This is a genomic window from Arthrobacter sp. StoSoilB13, from assembly GCF_019977255.1.
In the GTDB taxonomy this organism is placed as follows: Bacteria; Actinomycetota; Actinomycetes; order Actinomycetales; family Micrococcaceae; genus Arthrobacter.
The window spans coordinates 222767-241575 of sequence record NZ_AP024647.1 but is presented as its reverse complement, the minus strand read 5'-3'; the positions used below and the strand labels follow the sequence as shown (position 1 = coordinate 241575).

The following is an 18809-nucleotide window of genomic DNA, read 5'->3' as shown; positions in this document are numbered from 1 at the left end:
GCGAAAGGTGACCGGCCGCCGTCGTGCCTGCTTAAGAGTCGAAACAAGACAAAACAAAGCGGGCCCCGCCAAACGGCGGGGCCCGCTTTCAAACCGAGGGGACTATGCCCTTGTCTTGCTCTTCTTTTCGGGCCACGGACCCACAGGTTCCTTGCGCGATGCGTCAACCTTGGACGTGTCGGCGAGGTCGCCCACTTTGTGGACCTTCAGCGAGTTCGTGGAACCGGCCTGTCCGGGAGGGGAACCGGCGGCGATGACAACGAGGTCGCCTTCGTCGACGATCTTCATATCCAGGAGGCTACGGTCAACCTGTGCGGTCATTTCGTCGGTGTGGCCGACGGAGGGCACAAGAACCGGCTGAATACCCCAGGTGAGGGCAAGCTGGTTCCACACGTGCTCAACGGGCGTGAACGCGAAGACCGGCTTGACCGGGCGCAGACGCGACAAACGGCGTGCCGAGTCACCGGACTGGGTGAAAGTACAGATGTACTTTGCGTCCAGCTGGTCGGCGATTTCGACGGCGGCACGGGTGATGGCGCCACCACGGGTCTTGGGCTTGGTGCCCAGCGGGGGGACGCGCTCGAGGCCGTGTTCTTCGGTGGACTCGATGATCCGGGCCATGACCTTGACGGTTTCGATGGGGTACTGACCCACTGAGGTTTCGCCGGACAGCATGACTGCGTCGGCGCCGTCGAGAACTGCGTTGGCGCAGTCAGAAGCCTCGGCGCGCGTCGGACGCGGGTTGTCGATCATGGATTCCAGGACCTGCGTTGCCACGATGACGGGCTTGGCCCAGCGGCGTGCCAGTTCAATGGCTCGCTTCTGGACGATCGGCACCTCTTCGAGCGGGAGCTCAACGCCGAGGTCGCCACGGGCAACCATGATGGCGTCGAACGCATCGATGATTTCGTGGAGCTGGTCCACGGCCTGGGGCTTTTCGATCTTGGCGATCACCGGAACGCGGCGACCTTCTTCGTCCATGATCTCGTGGACACGCTTGATGTCAGAGGCATCCCGAACGAAGGAGAGGGCTACCATGTCCACGCCGCGCTTGAGGGCCCAACGGAGGTCGTCCTCGTCCTTTTCGCTCAGTGCGGGGACGTTGACGGCAACACCGGGCAGGTTGATGCCCTTGTTGTTGGACACCTTGCCACCGACCGTAACGGTGGCGACGACCTTGACGTCGTCAACCTCGATGGCGCGAAGGGCAACCTTGCCGTCGTCGATCAGCAGGGCGTCGCCCACGTTGACGTCTTCGGTGAGGCTCTTCAGCGTGGTGGAGCAGATGTCCTTGGTGCCGGGGACGTCTTCAGTGGTGATGGTGAACGTGTCGCCAACGGCAAGCTCGTGCGGGCCGTCGACAAAGCGGCCAAGGCGGATCTTGGGACCTTGGAGGTCAGCCATGATAGCCACGGGCTTGTGCAGTTGCGCCGCAGCCTTGCGGACATTCTCATAGGTGTTGTCGTGCACGGAGTAGTCGCCGTGGCTCATGTTCATGCGGGCAACGTCAACGCCGGCTTCCAGCACTGCGAGAGTGTTGTCGTAGCTGGAGATTGCCGGGCCGAAAGTTGCCACAATTTTCGCGCGTCTCATATACCTACCCTAAGTAGTGTGCTGCTGGTTGAGTTAAAGATCATTCCTACCGGCGTTATAAGACCGCGATTGCCCGGTCAGTGGGGGCGACCGGTGCCGGAAGGATTGTGCTTCCCATGAGGAACTTGTCCACTGCCGCCGCGCATGCACGGCCTTCGGCAATGGCCCACACAATCAGGGACTGGCCACGTCCGGCGTCACCGGCAACAAACACACCCTCGGTGTTCGTCATGTAGTAGCCGTCGCGGGCTACGTTGCCCCGACCGTCGAATTCTGCACTGACCTGCTCGGTGATACCGGACGGCTCAGCACCGGTGAAGCCGAGGCTCAGGAAGACGAGGTCAGCGGGAATGATCCGCTCGGTCCCCGCCTTCGGGAGGCGCTTGCCATCCACGAACTCCGTCTCGGCAACCTTGACCCCGGTGAGCTTGCCATTCTCGCCAACAAACTCCACGGTGGAGGCCAGGTAGGTACGTTCGCCACCTTCTTCGTGGGCGCTGGCGACCTCGAAGAGTGTGGGGAACGTCGGCCACGGCTGGTGCCCGGCACGCTCAAGAGGCGGCTGCTTGCCGATCGCGAGCGTCGTAACTGAAGCCGCCTGGTGACGGTGCGCTGTACCGATGCAGTCCGCGCCGGTGTCGCCACCACCAAGAATGACCACGTGCTTGCCACGGGCGTCGATGTGATTCTCCGGGCTCTCCCCCGCCACTACGCGGTTGGAAGGAACCAGGTAGTCCATGGCGAAGTGAACACCTTCAAGGTCACGGCCCGGAATGGGCAGGTCGCGCGGAACCGTTGCACCGGTGGCGATCACAACGGCGTCGTAACGGCGGCGCAGCTGTTCCCAGGTCACGTCCGTACCGACTGCGACGCCGGTGCGGAAGCGGGTGCCTTCGGCCTTCATCTGCTCCAGGCGGCGGTCAACCTGTTCCTTCTCCATTTTGAAGTCGGGGATGCCGTAGCGGAGCAAGCCGCCGATCTTGTCGTCACGCTCGTACACGGCAACAGTGTGGCCAACACGCGTCAGCTGCTGGGCAACTGCGAGACCTGCAGGACCGGAACCCACCACGGCAACCGTCTTGCCCGTGAGGCGCGTCGGCGGAAGGGGGTGGACCCAGTCGTTGTCGAAGGCTTCATCAATGATGGAAACCTCAACCTGTTTGATGGTCACGGCGGGCTGGTTGATACCGAGCACGCAGGACGCTTCGCAGGGTGCCGGGCACAGACGGCCGGTGAACTCCGGGAAGTTGTTCGTGGCGTGGAGGCGTTCGATCGCTTCCTCACCCTTGTCCCGCCAGACGAGGTCGTTCCACTCAGGAATGAGGTTGCCCAGCGGGCAGCCCTGGTGGCAGAACGGTACGCCACAGTCCATGCAGCGGCCGGCCTGGCTCTTCAGGACGCCCTTTTCCTGTGCTTCGTACACTTCCTTCCAGTCCATGATGCGGACCGGAACGGGACGGCGTGGCTGCGTTTCGCGCTGCCGGACTTTCAGAAATCCGCGTGGATCAGCCACCGGTTACCTCCAGGATTCGAGACCATACTTCTTCGCCGTCGGGGTCAAGGCCCTCTTCGATGGCGTCGAGACGGGTTTGCAGGACTGCGGCGTAGTCGCGCGGCAGTACTTTGGTGATGCGGGCGGCGGTGTCGTCGAAGTTCTCGAGCAGACGGCCGGCCAGGACGGATTCGGTTTCCTCGGCGTGCTTGGTGAGCAGGCCATGGACGATGTCGCGGTCCTCGGCGTCCAGCTCCAGGAGCTGAAGTTCGCCGGAGTCCAGCGCATCCTTGTTGACGCGCTCATGCTGCAGGTCCAGCACGTAAGCGGTACCACCGGACATGCCTGCACCGAAGTTGCGCCCGGTGCGGCCAATGATCAGTGTTTGGCCACCGGTCATGTACTCGCATCCGTGATCGCCAATACCTTCGACGACGGCGGTCGCGCCGGAGTTGCGCACGAGGAAGCGTTCACCGACCTGGCCACGCAGGAACATCTCGCCGCTCGTTGCGCCGTAGCCGATGACGTTGCCGGCAATGACGTTTCGCTCTGCCTGGAACACGTTGGTGCGGTCCGGGCGGACGATGATGCGTCCACCGGAGAGGCCCTTGCCAACGTAGTCGTTGGAGTCTCCATACATGCGCAGCGTGATGCCGGCAGGCAGGAATGCGCCAAGTGACTGGCCGGCCGTGCCGTTGAGCGTGATGTCGATCGTGTCCGTCGCCAGCACGTCGGTACCGAACGTCTTGGTCACTACGTGGCCGAGCATCGTGCCCACGGAACGGTCCGTGTTGATGACGTCCAGGGTGATCTTGACGGGCATGCGGTCGCTGAGCGCTTCGGCGGCCATGGTGATGAGCCGCTGGTCGAAGTGCTTGTCCAGTTCGTGGTTCTGGGTTGTCATGTTGCGCAGCGGCACGTCGTCGTCAAACTCAAGACCGTGCAGGATCGGGTCCAGGTCCAGGCCTTCGGCCTTCCAGTGGTCGATCGCTTCGCGGGTGTCCAGTACCTCGGCGTGGCCGATCGCCTCTTCGAGGCTGCGGAAGCCAAGCTCGGCCAGGATTTCGCGGACTTCTTCTGCGAGGAACTCGAAGAAGTTGACCACGAATTCGGGCTTGCCGTTGAACCGCGAACGCAGTTCCGGGTTCTGGGTAGCAACACCAACGGGGCAGGTGTCCAAGTGGCAGACGCGCATCATGATGCAGCCCGAGACAACCAGCGGAGCCGTTGCGAAACCGAACTCTTCGCCACCCAGGAGGGCGGCGATGACCACGTCACGGCCGGTCTTGAGCTGGCCGTCAACCTGGACAACAACGCGGTCGCGGAGTCCGTTGAGCATGAGGGTCTGCTGGGTCTCGGCCAGGCCGAGTTCCCACGGCACACCCGCGTGCTTGAGCGAGTTCAGCGGCGAGGCGCCGGTACCGCCGTCGTGCCCTGAAACAAGCACGACGTCGGCCTTCGCCTTGGTCACGCCGGAGGCCACCGTGCCGATCCCGACTTCCGAAACCAGCTTCACATGTACACGGGCCGAAGGGTTGGCGCGCTTGGCATCGTAGATGAGCTGCGCGAGGTCTTCGATCGAGTAGATGTCGTGGTGCGGGGGCGGGGAAATGAGCCCGACGCCGGGCGTCGAGTGGCGCGTCCGGGCCACCCACGGGTAGACCTTCTGGGCCATCAACTGGCCACCCTCGCCGGGCTTGGCGCCCTGGGCCATCTTGATTTGGATGTCGTCGGCGTTGGTCAGGTACAGGCTGGTGACACCGAAGCGGCCGGAAGCGATCTGCTTGATGGCAGAGCGGCGCTCCGGATCCAACAGACGGTCAACGTCCTCGCCACCTTCACCGGTATTGGACTTGGCGCCCAACCGGTTCATGGCGATGGCGAGGGTCTCGTGGGCTTCCTTGGAGATGGAGCCGTAGCTCATGGCGCCGGTAGAGAAACGCTTGACGATGCTGGAGACGGGCTCCACTTCCTCCAGCGGCACGGCCGGACGGACGTCGCTCTTGAACTTGAGCAACCCACGCAGGGTCATCAGGTTCTCGGACTGATCGTCAACGCCCTTGGTGTAGGCCTTGAAGATGTCGTAGCGACGCTCACGGGTAGCGTGCTGCAGGCGGAACACGGTCTCCGGGTTGAAGAGGTGCGGTTCACCGTCACGGCGCCACTGGTACTCGCCGCCACCCAGGAGCGGACGGTGCGGGTGCTCGATGCCGCCCTCGGGGTACGCCATCTGGTGCCGTGCCGAAACTTCCGCAGCAATAACGTCAAGGCCCACGCCACCCAGTTGGGAGTGCGTACCCGAGAAGAATTCGTCAACGAGTTCCTGCGAAAGGCCCAGCGCCTCGAAAGTCTGGGCGCCGGTGTACGAAGCAACAGTGGAGATGCCCATCTTGGACATGATCTTCAGGACACCCTTGCCGAGGCCCTTGATGAGGTTGTAAACGCCGTCTTCCGGAGTCACGCCCTCGACGTCGCCGTTGGAGATCAGCTGTTCAACCGATTCCATGGCGAGGTAGGGGTTGACTGCCGATGCGCCATAGCCAATGAGCACGGCAACATGGTGCGTCTCGCGGACGTCGCCGGCCTCAACCACGAGTGCCGTCTTGGTGCGGTTCGCACTGCGGAGCAAGTGGTGGTGGACGGCGCTGACCAACAGGAGCGACGGAATGGGTGCCCATTGCGCGTTCGAGTCACGGTCGGACAACACAACGTACTGCACGCCACGGTTGATCGCGCCGGAAACCTGCTCACAGATCTCCGTCAGGCGGGCACGCAGTGCCGCTTCCCCACCCTCCGGGCGGTAAAGGCCGCGTACCTTCATGGCGATGCGGTCGCCGTCGGCGTTTTCGATGTTCGAGATCTTTGCCAGTTGATCGTTGTTGATCACGGGGAACGGCAGGGAGATCTGCGGTTGGCGGACCTGCTTGCCATCCAAGAGGTTGCCGTTGGGGCCGATGGCGCACTTAAGTGACGTCACCAGCTCTTCGCGGATGGCGTCCAGCGGCGGGTTGGTGACCTGGGCGAAGGACTGCACGAAGTAGTCAAACAGCAGGCGCGGACGCTTGGACAGCACGGCAACCGGAGTATCGGAACCCATGGCGCCCAAGGGCTCGGCGCCTGTACGGGCCATGGGGCCGAGCAGAATCTTCAGTTCTTCGGTGGTGTAGCCGAAGGTCCGCTGGCGGATGTTCACCGATGCAGCGGTGTGGCGTACGTGCTCACGCTCGGGGAGCTCGTTGATGTCGATCAGGTTGTCCTTGAGCCATTCGGCCCACGGGTTGGCTGCTGCGACCTCGGCCTTGACCTCGGCGTCGTCGATGATGCGGCCGGCTTCGGTGTCAACCAGGAACATCTTGCCCGGGGCAACGCGACCCTTCTTGACCACGTTGGAAGGCTCGACCTCGATGACGCCCACTTCCGAGGCAAAGACGATCAAGCCGTCTTCAGTGATCCAGTAGCGTCCCGGGCGCAGGCCATTGCGGTCCAGCGTTGCGCCAACGAGGTTGCCATCAGTGAAGGACACGGCGGCGGGACCGTCCCACGGCTCCATGAGCAGCGAGTGGTACTCGTAGAAGGCGCGGCGTGCAGGATCCATGGTGGCATGGTTCTCCCACGCCTCAGGGATCATCATCATGATCGAGTGCGTGATCGGCCGGCCGGAGAGCCAAAGGAGCTCGGCTACTTCATCGAAGGAGGCAGAGTCCGAGGCACCTGGGGTGCAGATCGGGTAAAGCTCTTCAGGGGTGTCGCCAAGCAGCGGGCTGGCCAGCTGCGACTGGCGTGCACGCATCCAGTTGCGGTTGCCCTTGACCGTGTTGATTTCGCCGTTGTGGGCGATGGTCCGGAAGGGCTGTGCCAGGGGCCACGACGGGAAGGTGTTCGTGGAAAAGCGTGAGTGGACGATGGCAAGCTTGGTCTTGAAGCGCTTGTCCGACAGGTCCGGGTAGAACGGCTCCAACTGTGCCGTCGTCAGCATGCCCTTGTACACAATGGTGCGCGAGGACAGCGACGGGAAGTAGACGCCGTACTTGTTCTGGGCGCGCTTGCGGATCCGCCAGGCGCGGGAGTCAAGTTCGTTGCGCTCAAGCTGCTCGCCGGTAGCGGATGCAAAGAAGGGCTGCGAGAAGTACGGCATACATGCACGCGCCATGGCACCCACGAGGTCTGCGACCACGGGAACCTCGCGCCAGCCAAGGACCGTGAGGCCCTCGTCCGCCGCCAGCGCTTCGATACCGGCCTTGGCCGTAGCTGCTTCGCGCGATTCAGCAGGAAGGAAGGCCGTGCCCACCACGTACTGGCCCGGAGCGGGCAATTCGAATTCGGTGACGGCCCGGAAGAACTCGTCCGGAACCTGCATCAGCAGGCCCGCACCGTCGCCCGTACCTTCATCGGCGCCCACGGCGCCGCGGTGTTCGAGATTGCGGAGGGCAGTCAGAGCCGCTTCCACGATGTCGTATCCCGGTTCCCCGCGGAGCGTGGCAATAATTGCCAGGCCGCAGGCGTCCTTCTCCTTGTCCGGGTTGTAAAGACCCCGGGCCCTCCGGAAGCGCAGCAAAGCGCTTGAATGGAGACATGGCACCCTGCGGTTCGATATTTTCGGACCAACCGGGGTTATGAAGATGGGTCATGGGAGACGTCCTTCCTCGTGATCGTGCGTATGGAAGGGACAACGTTGGCCCCACCTTGCATGCCCTTGTGATGGGCACAACAAAGCGCTAGTTATTGGAATTGTAGGCCAGCCAATCAAGCGCAACTAACAGTTACGCAGACCACTGGCCCCGGCTTGACCAGTGAACATCGGTATGCTGCGATCCGGTTTCCGGGGTGCCACGACGCTGTGGACTGGGCCCTACGAGCGGTGACTCTGTTGCCCCTTTGCCGGAAACGACTACTTGGTGTCGTCAGCTTCCAGCGAGGATCCGGGGGCCTTCCTTGCGGCAGTCGCAGCAGATTCGGACTCCGCCTTGGACGTGCCGTCCTTAAGGGAATCCCCTGCTGCATCCTGCGGCTCGTCAACGTGGCCCGGATCGCTTTGGTTATCTGGGAGATTACCACGGGAACCACTATCCGAGACAGATGGGTCCACATCATGACTGGTGACTCTCGTCACGGATGCCTCATCTTTGGCAGGTGTGGATTCCGGGTCCCGACCCGGCAAATAAGGGGTGTCCGGCTGTGGCCGCCCTCCCCTGCCGAGAACAACGAGGATAACCAGCGCCGCAACGAAGACGAAGATACTCGTCCATACATTCAGCCTGGTGGTGATCCCAAAGAGGCTGATTTGCTCGGCATCGTCAATCCTGAGAGCTTCGATCCACACCCGGCCAAGTGTGTAATACATCGCGTACAGCCAGAACAGGCGTCCCCGGCGGAAGTGGAACTTCCGGTCCAGCAGAAGAAGTATGGCAACGCCCAGGATGTTCCACAGGAATTCATAGAGGAACGTCGGGTGGAAGAGCGTGTCCGCCGGCATGCCCGCTGGGAAGTTTGCGTTGGCGGGGTCAATCTGGAGTCCCCACGGCAATGTAGTGGGGGCGCCGAAGAGTTCCTGGTTGAACCAGTTGCCCCAACGTCCGATCGCCTGGGCAAGCAGCAACCCGGGGGCTGCGGCATCCAGGAACGCGGTGAGCTTGACGCCCGCCCGACGGCAACCGATCCAGGCGCCCACGGCACCAAGCAGCACGGCACCCCAAATACCGAGGCCGCCCCGCTGTATCTGCGGAATCAGGGAGAGGTCACCTGTGCCGTCGAACCCAGGACCGAAGTACGCATCCGGCGACGAAAACACGTGGTACAGGCGGCCACCGATAATGCCGAAGGGAATCGCCCAAATAGCGATATCCCACAGGCTGCCCTCCGGGGCTCCCCGTCGCTTCCATCGGGAAGACGTCAGCCACAGGCCGATGATGATTCCCGCCAGGATGCAGAGGGCGTACGCGTGGATACGCAGCGTCCCCCACGGCAGCGGAATGTCGAAACCGGACCACGATGGGCTCGGGATGCTTAGTGGAACCATTGCCGCTGCGTGGAGGACGGTCTGCATTGGGCTTCGCTGTTTCCTTTTTCCTAGGCGTCTGCAGCTGCGCGGCCCAAGCCGGCGCTGAGGTTCTTGGTGAGTTGGCCGACAGCGTCAACGCCGCCGTCGCGGAGGGGCCGCCACGAGAGCGGTGCCGACGATCACGCCGTCCGCGTACTCAGCTATCTCACGGACATGGTCCGGGTTGGAAACACCGAGGCCAACGCAAACCCGTTCTGCACCTGCAGCGTGGGCACGCGCCACGACGTCTTCGGCTGTGCTGCTGACAGACTGGCGCGTACCGGTCACGCCCATGATGGAGACGGCATACACGAAGCCGCGGCTGGCCTTGACAGTCATGTCCAAGCGTTCAGGCGTGGATGACGGGGCCACCAGGAAGACCCTGTCCAGTCCGTACTTGTCCGAAGCCTCGAACCACTCACTGGCCTCATCCGGAATAAGGTCCGGAGTAATAAGGCCGGCTCCGCCGGATTCAGCCAGGCGGCGGGAGAACTCATCCACGCCCATGCGCATGACCGGGTTCCAGTAGGTCATGACCAACACGGCGGCGTCAGTAGCGGCTGTGATCCCTGCAACGACGTCGAAGACATTGGCCACGCGGAAACCGTTGTTGATCGCTTCCGTGGTAGCAGCCTGGATTACAGGCCCATCCATTACGGGATCGGAGTAGGGAATGCCGATCTCAATGAGGTCCGCACCGTTCCGTGCCAGGGCAATCCCGGCATCGATGCTGTCCTGGACCGTGGGGTAGCCTGCCGGAAGGTATCCGACAAGGGCCGCCCGGCCCTCGGCCTTGGCGCGGTCGATGGCGGCAGCGGATTTGCTGGCGAATTGTTCAGTCATCAGTTCTGGTCCTCGTTTACGTCCACGGCTGCTTCGGAGGTGCGCTCTGCAGGACCCTTGGGCTTGCGGGTAGAAAGCGTGGTGCCCTTGACGTGGCCTTCCTCGTCCAGCATGTTGAACCACGCCGCTGCTGTTTCAACGTCCTTATCCCCGCGTCCGGACAGGTTCACGATCACGGAGATCTCGGACGGGTCCTCTTTACCCTCGGTGAGGCGCTTGCCCACTTTAATGGCACCGGCAAGCGCGTGCGCAGACTCGATAGCCGGGATGATGCCCTCCGTCCGGCACAGGAGGCTGAAGGCGTCCATGGCTTCGGTGTCTGTGATGGCCTCGTACGTCACGCGTCCGATGTCCGCCAGGTACGAGTGCTCGGGTCCCACGCTGGGGTAGTCAAGTCCGGCAGAGATCGAGTGGGATTCGATGGTCTGGCCGTCTTCGTCCTGCATCAGGTACGAACGTGCACCATGGAGCACACCGGGACGTCCCAGGGAGATTGCTGCGGCGTGACGCCCCGTCTCAACGCCATCGCCACCGGCTTCAAAGCCGTAGATCTTCACGGAAGCGTCGTCAAGGAAGCTGTGGAACAGGCCGATGGCGTTGGATCCACCACCAATGCAGGCACAGATGGCGTCGGGCAGCCTGCCGGTCTGATCCAGGATCTGGGCGCGGGCTTCCTCGCCAATCACTTCGTGGAAGAAGCGGACCATGGCAGGGAACGGGTGGGCTCCGGCAGCGGTACCCAACAGGTAGTGGGTGGTCTCCACGTTGGAAACCCAATCCCGCAGGGCGTCGTTGATGGCGTCCTTGAGGGTCTGCGAACCGTTGGTCACGGGAACCACGGTGGCGCCGAGCAGTTGCATGCGGGCAACGTTCAAAGCCTGGCGGCGGCAGTCCTCGGCACCCATGTAGACAACGCACTCCAAGCCAAGGAGGGCGGCTGCCGTGGCACTGGCAACGCCGTGCTGGCCTGCGCCGGTTTCAGCAATGACCCGGGTCTTGCCCATGCGCTTGGCCAGGAGGGCTTGTCCCAGGACGTTGTTGATCTTGTGGGAACCCGTGTGGTTGAGGTCTTCACGCTTGAGGAAAATCCTGGCTCCACCGGCGTGCCGCGAGAAGCGCTTGGCCTCTGTCAGCAGCGAGGGGCGCCCGGAGTAGTTCTTGTTGAGGTCCTTCAACTCCGCGAGGAAATCGGGATCGGCTTTCGCTTTCTCGAACGTGTCCTGGACTTCGTCGAGTGCGGCGATAAGTGACTCGGGCATCCAACGGCCACCGTAGTTGCCGAAGTACGGCCCGCTTGCGTTGCGCAGCGAATGGCCACCTTGCAGGAATGCGTCGGCCGCATTCTCTTCCGAGCTGGCTGTTGGCGCGTCCACCATCAGTCTCACCGTCCTGTTCCAGTTAGTTCATCGGGTAGTTCCACGTGCCACAAGGCAGCCGCAGGCACAAGCCCGGGCTGCCTCATGGCTGTCGCCTTGCTTCAGGTACTGCCTCAGTTCCTGACGGCGATGGCGGCAGCTCCAGCTGCCTTGAATTCGGTGATGCGTTCGCGCGGGGTTGAGTCGCTGACCAGCGCCTCCCCCACCAAAATGGCGTTGGCGCCACTAGCGGCATAGTGTGTGACGTCCTCGGCCGTCCGTACGCCGGACTCCGCCACAATCACTGCCTCAGCCGGAATCAAACCGGCCAGTGAACCGAAAACTGAGCGGTCGACGCCGAGCGTCTTCAGGTTGCGGACGTTGATACCGATGATTTTGGCCTGCGCAGCGACGGCACGCTCAATTTCCTCTTCGGTATGCGTTTCCACCAGCACGTTCATGCCAAGCTCATGGCTGAGGGCGTTGAAGTCGGCCAGCTCCGAATCAGACAAGGCCGCAACGATCAGCAGAATGAGGTCCGCACCATGGGCGCGGGCTTCCCAGATCTGGTACTCGTCCACCGTGAAGTCCTTGCGCAGCAAGGGAATATCGACGGCGGCACGTACGGCATCGAGATCCGCCAGCGATCCACCAAAACGTCGCTTTTCGGTAAGGACGCTGATGACCGAAGCTCCGCCATCTTCGTACTGCACCGCAAGCGAGGCGGGGTCATCAATGGGTGCAAGGTCGCCTTTGGACGGGCTTCGACGCTTGATTTCAGCGATGACCTTGAGATCGTCACGATTCGAGGCGGGACCACCCAGGGCAGCCCAAGCGTCACGCGCGGGTGCTGCGGCTGCAACGCGGTCCTTCAGCTCAACGAGGGACACAAGCCGGCGGCGGGCCTCCATGTCCTCCTTGACGCCGACGATGATGTCGTCAAGAACGGTCACGATTAGTGACCGTTGTTCTGCAGCTTGCTGCCACCCACTCCGTAGCCGGCCTTGCGCATGGCCCAACCTACGATGAGGCCGGCCACCATGACCACAACTCCACCGATGAAGATCGGGGTGCTGGCGATGACGAAAGCAATGGAGGAAATCAGGGCGCCGACCAGCATCACAATCACGCAGGTCCAGGCAGCCGGGCTGTTACCGTGGCCGATGGCATCAGCGTGGCTGGCCATGGTGGAGGTAGCTTGGTTTGCGGACACTGTGGTTTTGCTCATGTGGAATCTCCTCAGGATGAATACTGCTTACATTCTGCCATTTATTGACGGCGGCCGGGACATCGTCCGACGTCAGGACCAGCGCCGGCGCTTATGTTGCGCCAGACCGGCCCGAAAGATTGCTGGACCGCCTACGTTGGGTCTTCGCCGCGGGAAAGACTGTCCCAGCTGTCGATCTCGTCCACGGGTCCGCTACCGCGTTCCTTGACGGCAGCGACGTCGTACTTGGTCCGGGTTTTCCAATGCCGTCCTGCCAGCGGCAAGACCACTGCACAGACGGCAAGCAGGGCACCGGCCACGATAGCCAGGACGGGGAAGACCGTTGTGGCCACGTTCGCCTGACCTCCCGAAATGCCCGTTGCCGCAGCGATGGAGCCCTGGGCAGCGCCGAGAGGATCCGACAGGACCGTAGCGGCTGCCAGGATTATCCCGGCAGCGGACAGGGCAAGGAGGGCCGCGATGATCCAGCGGGCGATCCGCCCCGCGATGGAAGCCGCCAACCCACCGGCAAGCGCTACGAGCGCCAGAGCGGTAACGGCCGTGGCTGCCTTGCTGCCCTGAACGTGAAGGTCGCTGTTGGAGGCAGCTGTGGGATCAAGCCGGACCTCGATCCAGGTCTGCGTGGTGGTTCCAAAGACAGCCAGTGCCAGGAGTGCCGTTGCAAGAACAAGCGTTGACTTCCGTGCCCAACGCGGCGGTGTGGTCGCCGCGTGTCCCGTTGCTTCAGCGGTCATGAGGCGGGCGTCCCGCCGTCGACGATTCCTGCGTCCCGGACTGTCTCGGCGGAAATGTTCTGCAAAGAACCGGCCGTGTGCACGGCCCGAAGCGGCGCAGCGGCCTTGTTCACGGTTTCAAGGGCTTCCGATGGCTTGTGGGAATCGGCAACGATCCCGCCGCCGGCTTGCACGTAGGCACGGCCTTCCCGCAGCAACGCAGAACGGATGGCAATCGCCATGTCCATGTCACCGGCGAAGTCCAGGTAGCCCACCACGCCACCGTAGATACCACGGCGGTGCGGTTCGAGTTCGTCCAGGAGGCGCAACGCCCGCGGCTTCGGGGCTCCGGATAGCGTGCCCGCGGGGAAAGTTGCCTTGAGGACGTCGTAGGCCCTTGGCGTGGGGAGCCAACTCTCCCACCACGGTGGACACCAGGTGCATGATGTGGCTGAACCGCTCCACCTCCATGAACTGGGTGACGTCAACCGTGCCGGCCACGCACACCTTGGAGAGGTCGTTGCGTGAAAGGTCAACCAGCATAAGGTGCTCGGCGCGCTCCTTCTGGTCGGCCAGCAGTTCCGTGGCCAGGGCTTTGTCGGCTTCAACAGTCTTGCCACGCGGACGCGATCCGGCGATGGGGTGCGTAATGACTTCGCCGCCGGTTACCGTCACCAATGCCTCCGGTGAGGAACCTACGATCGAGTACTCGCGGCCGTCAGCATCCTCGAGGCTGAAGATGTACATGTAGGGGCTCGGGTTGGTGTTGCGCAGTACGCGGTAAACGTCCAGGGGGTCGGCCTTGCACTCCATTTCGAAGCGACGCGAAATGACGACCTGGAAGACCTCGCCATCGACGATCGCTTCCTTGCCGCGATCGATGGCTTCCAGGTACTTGGCCTCGTCCCAGCGTTCCTGCACGCTCGACGCAAAATCCAGTGCGGCTGGCTCCAGCACAGAAACCGGCTGGGCGACAGGTGTACTGACCTGGTCCAGTAGCGCTTTAACCCGCGCCACGGCGTCGTGCCATGCGTCGTCCACACGCTCGGAACTGTTGTCGAAGTTGATCGCGTTGGCGATCAGGAGGACAGTGCCATCCACGTTGTCGTGCACTGCCATGTCTGTGACCAGGTTCAGGGCCATCTCAGGCAGCTGCAGGTCGTCTTCCGGCGGTGCCGTCAGCTTCTCCCAATGGCGCACGGCTTCCCACCCCAGGAACCCAACGAGCCCTGACGTAAAGGGCGGCAGCCCTTCAAAACGATCAGTTTGCAGGGCGGCGATGGTGTCACGGACTGCCTCCACCGGATTGCCTGCCACGGGCACGCCGACCGGTGGCTCACCGATCCAGTGTGCCTGGCCATCCTTGGTGGTCAGGGTGGCGCGGGACTTGGCACCAATGAAGGAATAGCGGGACCAGGCCCCGCCAACGGCTGCCGACTCCAGGAGGAAAGTACCGGGCTGGCCCTTGGCGAGCTTACGGTACAGGCCGATGGGGGTCTCGGCGTCGGCCAGGACTTTGAGTCGGACAGGGATGACACGGCTGTGGACGGCGAGTTCGCGGAACTCTTCCAGGCCCGGGCTGATGATTCCAAGGTCCTGCATGGCTATTGTTCTCCGCCTTTGGTCTTAGGTGGTGCGTCAGGGAAACTAGGGGATGCCTTAATCGCGGTGGCCCGTTACAACCGAAAAGTCGCGCCCGTCGAAGCAGGTCCGGGTACCGGTGTGGCAGGCTGCGCCGATCTGGTCAACGCGGACCAGGAGGGCATCGCCGTCGCAGTCAAGGGCGACTGACTTCACGAACTGTACGTGCCCGGAAGTGTCGCCCTTGCGCCAGTATTCCTGGCGGGAGCGCGAGTAGAAGGTCACGCGTCCCGTGGTCATGGTGCGGCGAAGTGCCTCGTCATCCATCCAGCCCAGCATGAGGACCTCATGGGTATCGTGCTGCTGGATGATGGCGGCTACAAGGCCTGCGGAATCGCGCTTAAGGGCGCTGGCGATCTCCTGCGGCAGGGTGTCCGCGGGGTCGCTGGAGAGCTCCACGGCAGGAGTTGGACTGGGGGCGGACTGCTCTGACATCAGATCAAGTCTAGTGCCTTTGATGGGAGCCGTATTCTGCGGCGGTTCCACTGCGCAACCTTGCCCTGATCGTGCTAGTTTCACAAGTGATGCATTTCGTCGATCCTTCCCGAGAAGTACTGGCCGAAACCCTGCTGGCGGCCGGACCTGACTCCCCCACGCTCTGCCAAGGGTGGCTCACCCGGGATCTTGCGGCGCACCTCTACCTGCGGGAGCGCAAAGCGGCCGTGGGCATTGGGCTCCTGATCCCCAGCCTCGGCAAGGCTTCGGACAAAGCGACGGCCAAACTTGCCGCCAAGCTCAAGACCACCGACGACTACGCGGAACTCGTCAAGACGTTCCGTGCAGGACCGCCGGCCCTTTCCCCTTTGAAGATCAAGGCGCTGGACGAAACGTCGAATCTCATCGAATATTTCGTCCACACCGAGGACATCCGCCGCGCAAGTGACCGCTGGGCGCCCAGGGCCCTCGACGAAGCGTACTCGGATGCCTTGTGGGATGAACTGATCAAGCGGGCGGCTTTCCTTTACCGCGGTGTGGACCTCGGCATCGTTCTGGTGCGGCCCTCGGGCCCCCGGCACGTTGCCAAACGCGCACCGGTGTCGGTTGCGATTGTTGGTGAACCCGGGGAACTGCTGATGCATGCCCACGGCCGCACCAGCCAGGCCCTCGTCACCTTTGAAGGCCAGCCGGACGCCGTCGCGCTTCTACAAACCGCAGATATCGGCCTTTAAGACAAGCAACGCGGGGTCACTTAGGGCCCATCATCCTTGCGGAGATGGGCCGGAAGTGACCCCGCGTTGCTTTTGGCGATAGAGCTACCTGACTTCGAAGCCAGCCTCGCGAATTGCTGCTTTGACTTGGGCGATCATGTCATCCGGACCGAAGTGGAACACCGAAGCTGCCAGCACCGCATCGGCTCCGGCTTGCACGGCTGGGGGGAAATGCGCAGGCTTCCCGGCACCACCGGAGGCGATTATCGGTATGTTGACTGCCCCGCGCACAAGACGGATCAGTTCAAGGTCAAATCCGTCCTTGGTGCCGTCAGCGTCAATCGAGTTCAGCAGGATTTCTCCCACGCCCCGGTCCGCGGCTTCCTTGGCCCAGGCGATGGCGTCGATTCCCGTCCCGGTCCTGCCACCGTGGGTGGTGACTTCAAAACCGGACGACGTCGGGGCGTCGCCTTCGCGGGTCCGGCGCGCATCCACGGAGAGCACCAGGACCTGGGAGCCGAAGTGGCGCGTGATTTCATCGATGACCTCAGGCCGGGCCACAGCGGCGGTGTTGATCGATGCCTTGTCAGCGCCGAAGCGCAGGAGCTTATCGACTTCGGCCACGCCACGGACGCCGCCACCCACAGTCAGCGGAATGAAGACTTCCTCGGCCGTGCGGCGAACAACATCGAACGTGGTTTCGCGGTTGCCCGATGATGCGGTGACATCCAGGAACGTCAGTTCATCCGCACCGCCATTGTCATAACGGTGCGCCAGTTCCACCGGGTCTCCGGCGTCCCGCAAGCCCTCGAAGTTGACGCCTTTGACCACGCGGCCGGCATCGACGTCCAGGCAGGGAATGACGCGTACGGCTACAGCCATGTGCTTACTCCTAGAATTCTGCTCTGCTCGATGGTGATGCTGGATCAGATACGGCAGGCGTGGATGCTGCTGACCAGGATGGCGCGGGCGCCCAGATCGTACAGCTCGTCCATGATGCGGTTGGTTTCCTTCTTGGGGACCATCGAACGCACGGCCACCCATTCGGAATCCCGCAACGGGGAAACGGTGGGTGATTCAAGGCCAGGGGTGAGTGCGGCAGCATCCTCCACCAGGTCCTTGCGGATGTCGTAGTCCATCAACACGTACTGCCGCGCCACAAGGACGCCCTGCAGACGGCGGATGAGGACGTCGATTTCCTTGGCGGTGCCATTCGCGGCACCACCGGGACCTGTGCGCCTGATGAGCACGGCCTCGGACTTAAGAATGGGATCACCGAAGATTTCCATGCCGGCTGCCTTGAGGGTGTTGCCCGTCTCGACCACGTCGGCAATGGCGTCCGCGACGCCGAGCCGCACCGATGACTCGACGGCCCCGTCCAGTCGGACCACCTTGGCATTCACGCCACGATCCGCCAGATAGTCGCGCAGGAGCCCGTCGTAACTGGTAGCAAGGCGCTTGCCTTCGAGCTGCTCGACGCCGGTAAAGTCACCTACGGGGCCGGCGAAACGGAAAGTAGAAGGGGCAAAGCCCAAGGGAAGGAGTTCTTCGGCTTCCACCTTTGCGTCCAGCAGGAGGTCGCGTCCGGTGATTCCGACGTCCAGGGTTCCCTGGCCCACATACACCGCAATGTCGCGGGGGCGCAGGAAGAAGAACTCAATGTCATTGTCGGGATCAACCATGACCAATTCGCGGGTGTCGCGGCGCTGGCGGTAGCCGGCCTCGGACAACATTGCAGAGGCGGCTTCTGACAGGGATCCCTTGTTGGGGACTGCTACACGGAGCATGGGGAGACTTTCTGTTTGGAATGGAGGTTTTCAGGCACTTCGGCCACGCAGCTGGCTCCGCCTATTGAAGACGGAGTGGCGTGGCTAGAGATGCTTGTAAACGTCTTCCAGGCTGAGGCCCTTGGCGAGCATGAGGACCTGCAGGTGGTACAGCAACTGGGAGATTTCCTCGGCAGCAGCTTCATCGGATTCGTACTCGGCGGCCATCCACACTTCGGCGGCCTCTTCGACCACTTTCTTACCGATGCCGTGGATTCCGGAGTCCAGTTCGGCAACCGTGCGCGAGCCTGCCGGGCGGGTCGCTGCTTTCTCACTCAGTTCTGCGAACAGCGTCTCGAAATTCTTCACGCCCTACAGACTACTTGCTTAGGGGCTGGCACCGCTTGTTGGGGCGTTGCATGACGAAGGGGATGTGAGTGAAGACACACGCACATCCCCTTCAACGCCCGCTGACCAGTGTCAGCTGGACTGCTTCCGCGTCAGCTGTACTGCTTCAGCGTCACCGCCGTGGCAAGGGCCGCGGTCACTGCCTCGTGTCCCTTGTCTTCATTGGAGCCCGGGAGGCCCGCGCGGTCCAAGCCCTGCTGTTCCGTATCACAGGTCAGGACGCCGAACCCGACAGGAACGCCGGTGCGGACGCTGACATCGGTGAGTCCCGACGTCGCGGCCTGGCATACGTACTCGAAGTGCGGCGTCCCGCCGCGGATAACAACACCGAGGGCCACGACGGCGTCGAAATGCGGTGCGAGCCGGGCCGCGGCAACCGGGAGTTCGAAGCTGCCAGGGACGCGCAGCAGGGTGGGCTCGGCGATGCCGGCTTCCTTCGCCGCGCGGAGGGCACCATCAACCAGTCCATCCATGATCTGGGTATGCCAGCTGGCTGCCACAATGGCGAGCTTGAGCTGCGAGGTTTCCTCGGGCTTGAGGGTGGTGAGGTCGATAGTGGGGGCGCCGTGTCCGCTCATTGTTTGA

Annotated in this window: 13 protein-coding genes and 3 pseudogenes; 1 reads left to right on the top strand and 15 read right to left on the bottom strand. The window is 62.8% G+C overall.

The genetic code is table 11. The features are described from left to right. Positions 1–102: 102 nt before the first annotated feature. From pyk to hisI, 11 genes and pseudogenes are all read right to left on the bottom strand, one after another. Positions 103–1593, bottom strand: a complete 1491-nt coding sequence (gene pyk, locus LDP01_RS01085) for a pyruvate kinase (protein WP_224089682.1) — start codon at positions 1591–1593, stop codon at positions 103–105. 55 nt (positions 1594–1648) lie between these two features. After that, positions 1649–3106, bottom strand: coding sequence for a glutamate synthase subunit beta (gene gltD / locus LDP01_RS01080; RefSeq protein WP_224089680.1), 1458 nt, complete (start codon positions 3104–3106; stop codon positions 1649–1651). Further along, a pseudogene (gene gltB, locus LDP01_RS01075) lies at positions 3099–7713 on the bottom strand (glutamate synthase large subunit). The gene gltD and the pseudogene gltB overlap by 8 nt, the downstream one beginning before the upstream one ends. A gap of 260 nt (positions 7714–7973) precedes the next feature. Beyond that, the gene (gene lgt / locus LDP01_RS01070; RefSeq protein ID WP_224089678.1) at positions 7974–9128 is read right to left on the bottom strand and encodes a prolipoprotein diacylglyceryl transferase; all 1155 of its coding nucleotides are present in this window, start codon (positions 9126–9128) and stop codon (positions 7974–7976) included. A 23-nt stretch (positions 9129–9151) separates the two neighbouring features. Then, a pseudogene (gene trpA, locus LDP01_RS01065) lies at positions 9152–9965 on the bottom strand (tryptophan synthase subunit alpha). Next, positions 9965–11341 carry a tryptophan synthase subunit beta gene (gene trpB, locus LDP01_RS01060; RefSeq protein ID WP_224089676.1) on the bottom strand — a complete coding sequence of 459 codons (1377 nt, stop codon included), beginning with the start codon at positions 11339–11341 and terminating at the stop codon, positions 9965–9967. Before trpB ends, trpA begins: the two are co-directional and overlap by 1 nt. A gap of 113 nt (positions 11342–11454) precedes the next feature. Next, on the bottom strand, positions 11455–12273 hold the full coding sequence (gene trpC, locus LDP01_RS01055; RefSeq protein WP_224089674.1) for an indole-3-glycerol phosphate synthase TrpC: 819 nt from the start codon (positions 12271–12273) through the stop codon (positions 11455–11457). Between the two features lie 2 nt (positions 12274–12275). Further along, positions 12276–12548 carry an HGxxPAAW family protein gene (locus LDP01_RS01050; protein WP_216923214.1) on the bottom strand — a complete coding sequence of 91 codons (273 nt, stop codon included), beginning with the start codon at positions 12546–12548 and terminating at the stop codon, positions 12276–12278. Positions 12549–12679: 131 nt separating this feature from the next. Next, positions 12680–13282 carry a Trp biosynthesis-associated membrane protein gene (locus tag LDP01_RS01045; RefSeq protein ID WP_224089672.1) on the bottom strand — a complete coding sequence of 201 codons (603 nt, stop codon included), beginning with the start codon at positions 13280–13282 and terminating at the stop codon, positions 12680–12682. Further along, a pseudogene (locus tag LDP01_RS01040) lies at positions 13279–14863 on the bottom strand (anthranilate synthase component I). The gene LDP01_RS01045 and the pseudogene LDP01_RS01040 overlap by 4 nt, the downstream one beginning before the upstream one ends. A gap of 57 nt (positions 14864–14920) precedes the next feature. Next, positions 14921–15337, bottom strand: a complete 417-nt coding sequence (gene hisI, locus LDP01_RS01035) for a phosphoribosyl-AMP cyclohydrolase (RefSeq protein WP_224089670.1) — start codon at positions 15335–15337, stop codon at positions 14921–14923. Between the two features lie 89 nt (positions 15338–15426). On the opposite strand from hisI, the gene LDP01_RS01030 reads away from it, so the two are divergent. Further along, positions 15427–16071 (top strand): TIGR03085 family metal-binding protein, encoded by a 645-nt coding sequence (locus LDP01_RS01030; RefSeq protein WP_224090954.1) that lies wholly within the window; start codon positions 15427–15429, stop codon positions 16069–16071. Positions 16072–16155: 84 nt separating this feature from the next. Here the strand turns inward: LDP01_RS01030 and hisF are convergent, their stop codons facing one another. The 4 genes from hisF to ribH all read right to left on the bottom strand — a co-directional run bounded on the left by hisF (position 16156) and on the right by ribH (position 18802). Continuing rightward, complete coding sequence (gene hisF, locus LDP01_RS01025; RefSeq protein WP_224089668.1) at positions 16156–16932, bottom strand: imidazole glycerol phosphate synthase subunit HisF; 777 nt, start codon at positions 16930–16932, stop codon at positions 16156–16158. 44 nt (positions 16933–16976) lie between these two features. Next, positions 16977–17837, bottom strand: a complete 861-nt coding sequence (gene hisG / locus LDP01_RS01020; RefSeq protein ID WP_224089667.1) for an ATP phosphoribosyltransferase — start codon at positions 17835–17837, stop codon at positions 16977–16979. Between the two features lie 84 nt (positions 17838–17921). Further along, entirely contained in the window at positions 17922–18185 is a 264-nt protein-coding gene (locus tag LDP01_RS01015; protein ID WP_018778638.1) for a phosphoribosyl-ATP diphosphatase, read from the bottom strand. A gap of 131 nt (positions 18186–18316) precedes the next feature. Next, positions 18317–18802 carry a 6,7-dimethyl-8-ribityllumazine synthase gene (gene ribH, locus LDP01_RS01010; RefSeq protein ID WP_223948696.1) on the bottom strand — a complete coding sequence of 162 codons (486 nt, stop codon included), beginning with the start codon at positions 18800–18802 and terminating at the stop codon, positions 18317–18319. Positions 18803–18809 lie beyond the last annotated feature (7 nt).